Below are 12217 nucleotides of genomic sequence, written 5' to 3' on the forward strand. Positions count from 1 at the left end.
TTGTGTTGTCTTCTTAGGGTGGTGCCGGCTCAACAGGCACTCCGCGCCCCACCAGTTGCACGTGTCCACACCCGCAGAAGGGCACAGCCATGCCGCAACCGCACCGCCCCCACACCGTGCCGCTCAGCCGTCGCCGCCTGCTCCAGGCGGGCGCCGTCGTCGCCGGCGCGCTCGCCCTGCCCGTGGGCCTCCCCGCGACGCGGGCCGGCGCGGCCGACGGTGACGAGTGGAACGGCCGCATCGACCAGTTCCGGCTCGGCACCGAGCCCCCGCACACCACACTCATGCCGTACGAGGGTGTGGCGCAGGCCCTCGCCGCCGACCGGACCCGCTCCCCGTACCGACAAAGCCTCGACGGGGACTGGAAGTTCGCGTACGTCGACCGGCCCTCGGAGCGTGACGAGGACTTCCACAGGACCGACCTCGACGACGGGGACTGGGACACCATCCCCGTGCCCGCGGTCTGGCAGTTGCACGGGCACGACCGCCCGATCTACACCAACATCACGTACCCGTGGTGGGGCGCCAACGGCCTCGGCGAGGACGCCCAGCCGCCCGCGTCGCCGACCCGCTACAACCCCGTCGGTCAGTACCGGCGCACCTTCACCGTGCCGAAGGGCTGGCGGGGCAGACGCGTCTTCCTGCACTTCGAGGGCGTCAAGTCGGCCCACTACGTGTGGGTGAACGGCAAGCTCGTCGGCTACCACGAGGACTCCTTCACCCCGGCCGAGTACGACATCACCCCGCACCTCACCGAAGGCACCAACCAGCTCGCCGTGGAGGTCTACCGCTTCTCCGACGGCGACTGGCTCGAGGACCAGGACATGATCCGGCTGAGCGGCATCTTCCGCTCGGTGTACCTGTACTCGACGCCAGGCGTGCACCTGCGTGACTTCAAGCTCGACACCCCGCTCGGCGACGGACACACCACCGCCGAGCTGTCGGTCACCGCCACCGTGCACGACTACGCCGGTGACCCGGGCGCGTACACCGTCGAGACCCAGCTCTACGATGCCGCGGGCCATGCCGTCTGGCCCCGTCCGCTCACCCAGAAGGCCACCGTCACCGGCTCCGACGACGACTCGGAAGTGACCGTGCGGGCCGCCAAGTCCGTTCCCTCGCCGCGCCTTTGGTCCGCCGAGAGCCCGTACCTCTACACCGCCGTGCTCCGCCTGCGCGACCCTGCGGGCAAGGTGACCGAGACGCTCTCGCACCGCGTCGGCCTGCGCGAGTTCGCCCTCAAGGACGGGCTGATGCGGATCAACGGAAAGCCGGTGTCGTTCCGCGGCACCAACCGGCACGAGATGCACCCCGACCGCGGCACCGCGCTCACCCGCGCCGACCTGGTCAAGGACATCGAAATCATCAAGCGGATGAACATCAACACCGTCCGCACCTCGCACTACCCCAACAACCCGATCTGGTACGAACTCGCCGACGAGTACGGCCTGTACCTCGTCGACGAGACCAACCTCGAGACCCACGGCGTCCGCGACGACTATCCCGCCAGCCGCCCCGACTGGACGAAGGCGTGCGTCGCCCGCGCCCAGAACATGGTCCACCGCGACAAGAATCACGCCTCCGTCGTCATCTGGTCGCTCGGCAACGAGGCGGGCGAAGGCTCCACCTTCACCGCCATGCACGACTGGATCCGCTCCTACGACACCACCCGCGTCATCCAGTACGAGGGCGACGACAGCCCCGGCGTGAGCGACATCCGCTCCGAGATGTACCCGTCGACGAGCCACGTCGAGTCGAAGGCCAAGGACACCGCCGACACCCGCCCGTACGTGATGATCGAGTACTGCCACGCGATGGGGAACTCGAACGGCAACTTCAAGGAGTACTGGGACCTCGTCCGCCGCTACGACGTGCTGCAGGGCGGCTGGATCTGGGACTTCGTCGACCAGTCGCTGAGCTGGCCGACACCGCCGCGGACGCTGCTGACCGAGACGGGACCCGTCGGCCTCAAGGGTGAACTCCTCAACCCCGCGGGCTCGTTCAACCGGGACAAGGGTCTGAGCGGCGCCACCGTCTTCGCCCGCGACGACCGCCTCGACCTGACCGGGTCACTCACCCTCGAAGCCTGGGTGACCCCGCATGTCACCGGCTACCACCAGCCGATCGTGGCGAAGGGCGACACCCAGTACGCGCTCAAGCAGAGCGACAAGAACCTGGAGTTCTACATCTACTCCGGCAGCCAGTGGATCACGGCCTCCTGGGCCACCCCCGCCGATGGCTGGACGGGCAGTGAGCACCACGTCGCCGGTGTCTTCGACGCGAGCGCGGGCACGCTCACGCTGTACGTCGACGGCGCGGCGAAGGCCACGAAGAAGACGACCGCCAAACCGAGCAGCAACACCGCGCCGCTCGCCCTCGGCGTGGACGTCGACAACATGGTCCGCGAGTTCAGCGGCACCATCCGCCGCGCCCGCGTGTACTCCCGCGCGCTGAAAGCCGCCGAACTCGCCGACGACGGACGCGGCCCGGACGGCGAAGGCGTGCGCTTCTGGTTCGACGCCAAAACGGTCGGCGTCACGGAGAAGCAGGCGCGCGACAAGACCTTCTTCGCGTACGGCGGCGACTGGGGCGACAACCCCAACGACGGCAACTTCGTCGCCGACGGCATCATCACCGCGGACCGTGGTCACACCGGCAAGGCCGCCGAGGTCAAGCGGATCTACCAGGCGATCCAGGTGGCACCGAAGGAGGGCGGCGGGGGAGCGGGGGACGTCACCCTCGCCAACGAGTTCCTCTTCACCAACCTCCGTGAATACGACGGCCGTTGGGAACTGGCCCGGGACGGCGAGGTGATCCAGCGCGGCAGCCTGAGCCGCACCCAGCTCGACGTCGCCCCGCTCGCCCGCAAGAACATCACCGTCCCGCTGAAGCTGCCGAGCAACCCCGCACCCGGCGCCGAGTTCTTCCTGCACCTGTCCTTCCGGCTGAAGGACGACACGGTGTGGGCCGACGCGGGCTTCGAGGTGGCGCGGGCGCAGCTCCCGATCGACGCGGGCAGCCCGAAGGTGACACTCGTACCGCTGAAGAGCGTGCCGACACTGCGCTACGAGGACGGGGACAAGGCCGTCTCCGTGACCGGGAAGGGCTTCAGCCTCACCCTCGACAAGGCGACCGGCGTCATCACCTCCTACGAAGCCGGCGGCGTCCGGCTCGTCGACGCGGGCCCCGTCCCGAACTTCTGGCGCGCCCCGACCGACAACGACCACGGCAACGGCCAGCACACCCGCAACCAGACCTGGCGGGACGCGGGCGCGCGCCGCAAGGTGACCGGGGTGAGCGCCCGCGACCTCGACGGCCGTGCCGTGCGCATCGAGGTCAAGGGCACCCTGCCGACCACCACCGAGTCCACCTACGCCACCACGTACACGGTCTTCGGCGACGGCGCCGTCAAGGTCGACAACGCCCTGCACCCCGGCGCCGCCAGCCTCCCGTACCTCCCCGAGGTCGGCTCGATCCTCCGGCTTCCCGCGGCCCTTGAACGGCTGCACTACTACGGCCGCGGCCCGGAGGAGAACCACTGGGACCGCAACGACGGTACGGACGTGGGGCGTTGGGACTCGACCGTGGCCGAGCAGTGGACCTCGTACATCCGCCCCCAGGAGAACGGCAACAAGACGGACGTGCGCTGGGCGGCTCTCACCGACGGGCGTGGCCGCGGCCTCCTCGTCGCCGCGGACCCGACCGCGGAGCACCCGCTGCTGGAACTCACCGCCTCGCACCTCACCCCGGAGGACCTGTCCGTCGGCACCCGCCACGACTACCAGCTCGACCCGCGCGACGAGGTCGTCCTGCGGGTCAACCACCGCCAGATGGGCGTCGGCGGCGACGACAGCTGGGGCGCCCAGACCCACGCCCCGTACAAACTGCTCGCCGACCGGGACTACGCGTACACGTACTGGCTGCGGCCGATCACGGACGTGAAGGAGGCGATGGCGCTGGCACGGAGGCCGGTGGCGGGGGAGTAGCGGCGGAGGGGTGGTCGGGGGACTCGGTGTCCTCCGGCCGCCTGTTCTCCGGCTGTCCGCCCTCCTGCTGACTGCCCTCCTGTTGACTGCCTTCCTGTTGACTGCCCTCCCGCTGCCCGCCGCTCCAGCGCAGCCGGACAGCGAGGTGCGTGCTCGCCTTGGCGCTGCTGATGATCGCGCCGAGCTGCGCGTCGAGGGTGACGCCGAACTCCACCTCGATCTCCTCCGGATGCAGGGCGCCGGCCCGGAACTCGGCGATCACCTCCGAGGCGGCGCGGGTGACCGGGGCGAGCGACGCGCGCAGGGTGCTCGTCGCGTTGGACACATGCGTGCCGAGGCCCACCTGTTGGACGCCGTTCCGGGCCGGTGGGGAGACGAGGACCGTGGTCTCGTCGGAGAGCTTGAACTGGACTGCTTCGGGCATGGGATTCCCCGTTCGGTTGGTCGGTGGCGGTCACGTCGGGATGGCGCAGATGCTCTGCCGCGGCACCCCGGTCCCGCCCAACTTCTCCTGGACCTGCTGCAGGTTGCCGAGCAGAGTGCCCGGGTCCTCGCTCCCGTCCGCGTAGTCGAGGACGGTGGAAAAGAACGCGGCAGCGACGTCGGGGCTCATCGCGTCGGCCGCGCTGAAGCACAAGGTGTGCTCCCGTGACCGCAGCATCCCGGCGATCCGCTGCCGCACCGGATGGGCGTAATCGGTCACCTTCCGGTGCGCGGAGAAGGCGGCGGAGCCGGCCGCGTTCACCCAGGCCTGCTGGGCCTTCGCGCCCGCCAGGTAGCTCACGAACCGGCGGGCGCCGGGGTTGTGCGCGCTGAACATCCCGACGAAGTCGCCCGACACCTCGATGGGCCGGCCGGCATCGGGCGCGGCGAACGTGAACCGGGAGTCCTTCTGGAGGGCCGGGGCGAGGCCCGAGCGGGCGCCGTGGGCCAGGCGGCACGTCGGCGAACTCTCGGCCAGCTCTCCGGTCGCCGCGACGAAGCCCCGTCGGCCCGCGCCCTTCAGTACCTTCCGGCCCACGGCCTCGGCCCAGTCCGACCAGGCCCGCCGCACCGGCTTGGACGTCCAGGGCAGCTCGCCGGAGACCCACTGTTCGTAGGTGTCCGCTCCCGCGCCCGAGAGCAGCAGGTCCGCTATCCAGTCGGCCCCCGGCCACCCGGACGTCGGACCCGATTCGAGGCCGAGGCACCAGGTGAGGTCGGTCTGCCCGGTGACGGAGCGCCATGTCGCGTCGTCGCCCGGTGCGCCCGATGCCTGCTCGTCGTACCAGACGAGGCTCTTGACGTCGACCTTGACCGGAACCGCGTAGGTGACGCCGTGCACCTGGGCCAGACCGCGGAACGGCTGCTGATAGTCCGCGATGTCGACCGTCTTGTCCAGGGACCGCAACCGGCCGCCGTTGGCCGTGGTCGTGTCCGCGTACCGGATCACGGCGGCCGCGCTCGGCAGCACCGCCAGGTCCGGCGGGACACCGGCCTGCACCGAGGCGTCGAGTTGCTGGGTGAGGTCCCGAGTGACCTGGACGTCGACGGGGATGCCGGTGGAGCGCTCGAAGTCCTTGACGAGGCCGTAGAAGGCCTGGAACTCGTGCGGCTGGGTCCACGGAACCATGATCGTCACGCCCTCGCGGGGGCCGGGACCGCCGCAGCCCGCCAGCGCGATGACGAGGCCCATGACCGCGAACAGGCAGGCCAGGCGCGGGTGTCGGAAGGTCGATGTCGTCATGAGTGGGGGAACCTGTACTCGGCGAGGCGTGGCCGGTAGGCGAAGTAGATCAGGACGCCGGCCCCGGTGAGGGCCAGCAGGGCGAGGGCCATGACGAGCGGAGCCCCGGCGGTCGGACGGGCCGCCAGGCGCTGCTCGTCCCAGCCGGTGAGGAGGGCGGCGAAGAGCGTGACGGCGGCGGTGACGGCGAGCGAGGCGGGCAGCAACGGGCCGATGTGGCGGTGGAAGTGCCGGAACAGGATCACCGTGGTGATCAGGGTGAGGGCCAGCATCACGAGCAGCGGGGCACAGGCGAGCATCCACAGCTGCACGGGGTCGAGCCACCCCTCGCCGCGTTGCCGGTCGAGGCCGGACGTCTGCAGCTGTTCCAGGTCGTCCAGGGAGGCGAGCACGCCACCGGTGCCGGGGATCGGTTTCCCGGTGTCGGGGTCGCGCATCGATGATGCGGTCAGGGTCCCCTGCGCGGCGTCCACCGCGTGTTCACCGCTGCGCGGGTAGTCGCGGACCGCCGCGGCCGCCATTTTCAGGCAGGTCGTCAACTGGCCCTGGACAAACTGGAATTGGGAGCGCCCCGCGGTGCCTGCCGCATTGCCCTCGGCCGCGGACGTCAGCAGCGTGTTGATGCGCGCGGTCGCGTTGGCGAACTCCGATCCTGTGCCGATGAGTTGCAGCTGCCCGGTGCGCGCGGCCGTGGCGAGCGCCTTGTCGGCGGACTGTGCGGCGGTGCGCGCCGACCGGATGTCGTGCACGGCCGCGTCGACGCGGCGGGCGGAGGTGATCTGCTGCGTTCCGTCGGTGGCCACCAGGATGTAGACGATCGCGACCGCGCACACCATGGCGAGCATGCCCACACGGATCCACCGCAGGACCACCACCGGGTGGAGCGTGCGCAGGACGGCGCGTGCCGCGGTCCTCAACCTGCCCCCTCGGGACCGATCCTGGCGCCGCACGGTTCGCAGAACTTCGCGTCGGGCGCGACGAGCGGTCCCTGACAGTTCGGGCAGACGCCGGTGTCGCGGCGGGGTCCGGTGTCGGCGTCGACGGGGTCGTCGGGCACGGGGCCGGTATGCGTCGCGTCCAGGCCGATCCGCTGAATCTGCCCGTTCGAGACACCGGTCCGCACGACGGGCTTCCCGTCGGGACCGTCCTGCGCCATGGCGTGAAGGAGGCGCAACCGGCGGGTGTCGCCGAGCTGTTCGGCGAGAGCGAGCGCCTGCCGCAACTTCGCGTCGGCGAGCGCGCTGTCCCCTCGCTCGTGCGCGTCGGCGCAGTCCTGCATCGCGAAGCGGAGTTCGCGTTCGGCCTCCACGCGGGTGAGGTTGGCGGAGACCGGGATCGCGAACGCCTTGTTCGACCGGCGTTTCACGACCAGAACGCGCTCGTCGGTGCACGTGGGCCGGTCGGCCTGCCCCGCCGCGGGTTCGGTCCGCAGAGTCATGGTGGCGGCCTGCACCCGATGGTTCAAGGGGAGGCTCTCGGGCTCGAAGTGCACGGACACGTGGTACTGGTGTGCCCCCGCGGCCCAGGCGCCGAGCGGGATGTGGATCTCGGCCCCGCGCTCCTGGCGCTGGTCCGTCAGGTCGACCTGGACGGGGCGGGTCTGGCGCACGAAACCCAGGTCGAACCGGTCGGTGAGGCTCAGGGCGAGGTACATCCTCGGTATGACCAGCTGCTGGGCATCCTGCATGAGACGGACGAAGTCCTCGGTGAGGTCGGGGATGTCGAGCACCGCGGCCGCGCTTCCGTGCAGGCCCTCGGTGACCGTGCGGATCGCGGTGCGGTGCCAGTGCTCGCCGAGGCCGCGGGCGTCGCAGGTGAATCGGTCGGCGCAGCCGCGCACCGCGTTCGCGAGCTGCTCCGGGGTCTCGTGCTCGTTCTTGCCGTCCGTGTAGAGGACGGCGTGGCAGACGGTGTCCGAGCCCGTCGACGTGTCGAAGAGGTCCCGGGTGAGGGTGAGCCAGCGGCCGATCCGCGTACCGCCCTGGGCGACTTGGGCGGCGACCTGGTGTTTCGCGTGCTGTCGCACGTGCTGGTCGACCGGTGCGAGGGGGCGACCGGGAGGCGGGTAGATCACCGTGGCTTCGTGGTCGCCCGCGACGATTCCGAGCAGGGTGCCGTCCCGCAGGGTGTCGATCGCGGCCGACACGGCCTTCTTGGCCTCGTCCAGCTTGCCGCTCGCGGCCATCGACTGGGAGCGGTCCATGATGAGGACCTCGGCGTGCCGCGGACCGTGCCCCGCCTTCTCGTCCCCCGGGCCGTCCCGGGCCTCGCCGGCGGGGCGGGCGCGTACGGTGAGCAGCGCGTCGGCGCGGGCCGCGTCGACGGCCAGGTCTTCCGGCGCGTCCACCTCCACCGTGAAGGTCAACCGGCCACGCGATGTATTCCCCATCGCTCTCCCCCCGACTGCATGGCACACAGCGTCCGTGCGGTGGGCCTCCCTGCCCCGGATGCCCGGCACGAACCAGCGTGAGCCTAGCGTCTGCCGTCACTGTCCGGAACTGCTGAGGCGCAGGGAGTTATCGCCCTGGGGTCCGGGCTCGATCGCTCGCGTGCGACGGCGCGGGCTCCACGGCCATCGGGGCGGCGGTCGGAGGTGATTGGCCAAGTCGACCAGGGTTCTGGCCTGTTGGTCGCCGATGGCGTGCCGCGCCAGGGTGCGTATCTCCCTGGACAGGGCCAACCGGGCGCCTTCACGGACGAATTGGGCGTGGGCCAGTTCCGCGCCGAGGCTCGCGTGGTCCGCTTCGTCCACGTCCAGGGCCGTGAACTGCTCGCGCAGTCGCGCACCGCTGTCGAGTCCCGCTTCGTAACGGGCGACGCCGAGCCGGAACTGTGCGATCCGGGCCTCCTGTTCGGAGGGAAGCTCATGCGTCAGTGTCTCGACGACCCGGGCGGCGGCTTCCGTCTCCCCGGTCCTGTGCAGGACGCGGGCCAGGCCGAAGCCGGCGGCGCCGAGCGCCGGAGCGGTGTCGAACGCGGTGGCGTAACGCGCCCTCGCCGAAGAAGGGTTGCGGGCGAGCTCGAAGCACAGGCCGAGTGCCAGGTGGGGGACGAGTTCGCCAGGGAGTGCGGCACGTACGTCCTTGAAGCGGGCGATCGCCTCCTTCACCTGATCGTGCGTCAGGGCGAGCAGTGCCGCGTACCAGGCTCGCATCCAGTGCCCAGCGGGGAGCGGTACGTTCTTCAGTGCCTGCGCGCACTCCTCGACCTCGCCCGCACCCAACATGCTTCTGCACAGCGCCAGTTGGTGTTGTACGTCCTCGGTGACCAGTCGGTCGTCGGGGTCCCGTACGGGCTTCGGCAGCGCAGCCGCGATCGCCGCCGCCCCCGGTGTCGAGAACGGTGGCGGCAGCGGCAGCAGCAGGGCGCGTAACTCGTGCGGTGTGGGCGGCGGGTCCGTCGGCTCGGGCCGCGCGGGCACCCTGTCGGTCCAATGGGGCAGTGGTACGGCGCCGGTCCAATGGGCGAGCGGCCGGGCCGCTCCGAGGCCCCCGTACAGCGTCGGGGCGACCGGTCCGAACAGTGCGGACGCCCGCTGGACGGGGCGGGGTGCCGAGGACGCCGCGGCGACCTGGCGCAGCACACCGCTGAGTTGCTCGCCGAACTGGCGGGCCGAGGTGAACCGCCGGTCGGGCCCGCCGTCGTGGGTGGCCCTCTGGAGCAGCAGCGTGAGCGCCTGCACGCCAGGGGCCGAAGGGGTGGCCAGATGGGCCCGGCACAGTTCCCGAAGTGACTCGCCCAACCCGTACAGATCGAATCCGGGGGTCGGGCCGATCGTGTACTCCGCGTCGTCCGGCCCGGGTGCGTACGTGGGCGTGTATTCGACGAACGGTGAGGTGTCGTCCGTGGTGCGCACGGCCCCGAAGTCGATGAGCCGCACCCGGTCACGGGCGAGGTCCGGGGCGTTCTTCTGGACGCGTGCCGTGGTCGTCTCCTGGAAGCGGATGATGTTCAGCGGCTTCACGTCGCAGTGCAGCAGCCCGCGGTGGTGCAGATAGTCGAGGGCCTGCAGGATGCGCAGGCCGTGCGCGAGCAGGTCCGCGAGCTCGTCCCCCGGACGTGCCGAGAGCGCGGAACCGGGAACGTACTCGAGGACGAGATAGCTGCGGCGGTGCTCGCCCTCGCCCTCCTCCTCGTGGCCGAGGATGCGGACGATGGCGTCGTGCCGGAGGTCGACCAGGACGTCGCGCTCCCACTTCGACTTGGACGTACGCAACTGCTTGACGACGACCTGGATCCCGAGCCTGCGGTCGTAGGCGAGGTAGGCGGCGCCGTAGGAGCCCTGTCCGAGCAGCTGCCTGACCTCGTAGCGGTCCGCGATCACGAGACCTTCGATCTGCGTGAAGTCGAAGCGCGTCCCGCAGTACGCGCAGAAGCCCGCGGTGAGCCCGGCCTGTCCGTCCCGGCCGCGTCCGACGGGCTTCCCGCAGCCGGGGTTCGCGCAGAACCGGTGCGACTCGTTGAGCGTCCCCGCGTCGGTCGGCCGCGTGGTCGTGGCCCCCCGGTGCAGCTGGGGGTCGTCGACCAGGGCGAGGCCGTACCACGGGTCGGGGCGCACCCGGCGCACACCGACGCGCGGTGGTGGCGCCACGGCGGGCGGGCCCATGCGCTCGCGCGGGAGCGGCTCCAGGGCGCACACCGTGCAGAACCCGTGCTCATTGATGGTGCCTTCACCGCATTCGGGACGGTTGCACTCCCTCATGGCCTCACCCCTCCTGACGTATCCCTACTGCGCCGCATCGCCCTCGATGCGCCGGTCGATCGCCGCGACGTACCGGGGAACGCGACGCCTGGCCGCCGCGAGATCGACGGGAACGCCGTGCAGGGCACGCGCGGCGGCCGCGTACAGCTCCACGAGCTCCAGGTCCCCCTCCTCCCGGTGCTCCTCGCCGATCAGCCGGGCGGCGCGACCCCGGTACAGATCGAGGGTGACGCCGAGCTCCGTGCGCTCGCTCTGCATCGTCCGCAACTCGTCGGTGTAGTGCGCCAGCGCCTCCTGGGCCGCCCGCGCGTGCCGCGCCACGGCGGCCAGTTCACCGCCAGGGTCGGCGGTGCCGGCCACCGCGAGCCGGACGGCCAGGCGCGGGGCCTGGGCCACCGGCAGGCGCGGCGGCTCCAGGAACCTGTTCGCGGGCGTCTGCTTCGCCCGCACCGCACGCTCCTCGACCCGGGCGAGCCGGTCGACGGCCTCAAGGGCCTTTTCCGGAGTCACCCTCTCCTCCGATCCGTCGCCGGACAGCGGGGTCGGATCGAGCGACGTGTCGTGCGGGAGGTCGCGCGGCGGTGGCTCCTCGAAGCCCAGGACGAGCCGCATCCCGCGGGCGCGGGCCCGCCGCGCCAGCGGAGCCAGCACGTCGGAGATCAACCGCTGGGGATCGGTGGCCTGGTCGACGCCGTCCACGATCACGCAGGCGGGCGGCCGCCGATGCGTCAGGACGTGCACCAACTCCGGGGCGGAATCCGTGTGGTGGGCGATCCCGAAACGCCGGACGAGATACTTGATCACCTCGTCCGTCGACCGGCCCCGTGCGTCGTACGCGGCGTCCACGGCGCCGAATCCGAGCGAGGTGTCGCCCGTGGTGCGGGAGCGAACGCCCCGGTCGTCGGCTGGCGGGGCCGCCGCGTCCGAGGTCCGGGCGAGACGCACCAACCACGACGAGCCGGGTCCTGTGGCCCGTCCCGTCACCAGGACGACGGCGCCCGACCAGGAGCCGCCGCTCAGCATCCCGGCCAGCTCCTTCGTCAGCGCGCGCTGCAGCGGATCCTCGAGCAGTGCGTCGCCCGTCCCGTTGCCGTTGTCGGGAGCGCCGAGCAGGGCGATGCCGGGCTCGCCGTCGCAGAACTCCCTGATCCGGTCCACGTAATACAAGATCGTCTCGGTGGGCAGTATCCAGGCCGCCCTGGCGTTCTCGTCCCGGTACTCGGCGACGACGATGCCGATCACCTTGTCCTCGAAGTCCCCGTCCAGGGCCATCACCCCGGCGCCCGAATACCCCGGAACGATCCACGGGCCGTCCGGGTCCAGCTTCTTGAGCTGACCCCACTCGCCCTCCGCGCCGCCCGACCCGGCCAGCTCCGCGTCGGCGCTGAGACCGTTCGGTACGTTCGCCGGGAATCCGTAGGCACGGACCCTGCCCCCGGAGATCGGCGCCCTCCACAGCGTGGTGCGCTGCCCGCACCCCGGCTCCTCGGCCAGTTCGAGGAGCGCGACGTCACCGCGCTGCGTGCCCTTGTACACCCAGGTGCCGTCGACGACTTGGGCGTCGAGCGTCCACTCCGGCACACAGGCCACGCTGCGTACGCGCACCCGCGCCGCGGGCCGGGGCGCCTCGCTCGTGTCGGATGTGCCGCCGGCGTACTTCACCACGTGCGCACACGTCAGCACGTACCGGTCGTCGAGCAGGACCCCCGCGCCGTGCCACTGCCCGTTCACGTCGTCGATCCGCACCCGCCACGGCTCGTCGTGGTGCTGATGCTGTGTCATCCCGTCCACGTTACCCACCGG

Annotated in this window: 7 protein-coding genes; 1 reads left to right on the top strand and 6 read right to left on the bottom strand. The window is 71.2% G+C overall.

Annotated features, from left to right (window positions below; genetic code table 11):
• The first annotated feature begins 89 nt into the window (after positions 1–89).
• On the top strand, positions 90–3986 hold the full coding sequence (locus tag OHA73_RS43335) for a glycoside hydrolase family 2 TIM barrel-domain containing protein (protein ID WP_327658142.1): 3897 nt from the start codon (positions 90–92) through the stop codon (positions 3984–3986).
• Here the strand turns inward: OHA73_RS43335 and OHA73_RS43340 are convergent.
• The 6 genes from OHA73_RS43340 to OHA73_RS43365 all read right to left on the bottom strand — a co-directional run bounded on the left by OHA73_RS43340 (position 3931) and on the right by OHA73_RS43365 (position 12196).
• Positions 3931–4410, bottom strand: a complete 480-nt coding sequence (locus tag OHA73_RS43340) for a CU044_2847 family protein (RefSeq protein ID WP_267073375.1) — start codon at positions 4408–4410, stop codon at positions 3931–3933. The genes OHA73_RS43335 and OHA73_RS43340 overlap by 56 nt on opposite strands.
• Positions 4411–4440: 30 nt before the next feature.
• Positions 4441–5712: an ABC transporter substrate-binding protein gene (locus OHA73_RS43345; protein ID WP_327658143.1), complete on the bottom strand. Its 1272-nt coding sequence runs from the start codon at positions 5710–5712 to the stop codon at positions 4441–4443.
• Positions 5709–6629: a hypothetical protein gene (locus tag OHA73_RS43350; RefSeq protein ID WP_327658144.1), complete on the bottom strand. Its 921-nt coding sequence runs from the start codon at positions 6627–6629 to the stop codon at positions 5709–5711. The genes OHA73_RS43345 and OHA73_RS43350 overlap by 4 nt, the downstream gene beginning before the upstream one ends.
• Positions 6626–8101, bottom strand: a complete 1476-nt coding sequence (locus OHA73_RS43355; RefSeq protein ID WP_327658145.1) for a VWA domain-containing protein — start codon at positions 8099–8101, stop codon at positions 6626–6628. The genes OHA73_RS43350 and OHA73_RS43355 overlap by 4 nt, the downstream gene beginning before the upstream one ends.
• A gap of 96 nt (positions 8102–8197) precedes the next feature.
• Positions 8198–10414, bottom strand: a complete 2217-nt coding sequence (locus OHA73_RS43360; RefSeq protein ID WP_327658146.1) for a tetratricopeptide repeat protein — start codon at positions 10412–10414, stop codon at positions 8198–8200.
• Between the two features lie 24 nt (positions 10415–10438).
• On the bottom strand, positions 10439–12196 hold the full coding sequence (locus tag OHA73_RS43365) for a trypsin-like serine peptidase (protein ID WP_327658147.1): 1758 nt from the start codon (positions 12194–12196) through the stop codon (positions 10439–10441).
• Between the last annotated feature and the right edge of the window lie 21 nt (positions 12197–12217).

The sequence above is a fragment of the Streptomyces sp. NBC_00483 genome, assembly GCF_036013745.1.
Taxonomy (GTDB): domain Bacteria; phylum Actinomycetota; class Actinomycetes; order Streptomycetales; family Streptomycetaceae; genus Streptomyces.

Excerpts from the sequence above, each read along its gene's own strand:
- OHA73_RS43335 (WP_327658142.1), top strand. The coding sequence starts at position 90 with ATGCCGCAACCGCACCGCCCCCACACCGTGCCGCTCAGCCGTCGCCGC.
- OHA73_RS43340 (WP_267073375.1), bottom strand. The coding sequence starts at position 4,410 with ATGCCCGAAGCAGTCCAGTTCAAGCTCTCCGACGAGACCACGGTCCTC.
- OHA73_RS43345 (WP_327658143.1), bottom strand. The coding sequence starts at position 5,712 with ATGACGACATCGACCTTCCGACACCCGCGCCTGGCCTGCCTGTTCGCG.
- OHA73_RS43355 (WP_327658145.1), bottom strand. The coding sequence starts at position 8,101 with ATGGGGAATACATCGCGTGGCCGGTTGACCTTCACGGTGGAGGTGGAC.
- OHA73_RS43360 (WP_327658146.1), bottom strand. The coding sequence starts at position 10,414 with ATGAGGGAGTGCAACCGTCCCGAATGCGGTGAAGGCACCATCAATGAG.
- OHA73_RS43365 (WP_327658147.1), bottom strand. The coding sequence starts at position 12,196 with ATGACACAGCATCAGCACCACGACGAGCCGTGGCGGGTGCGGATCGAC.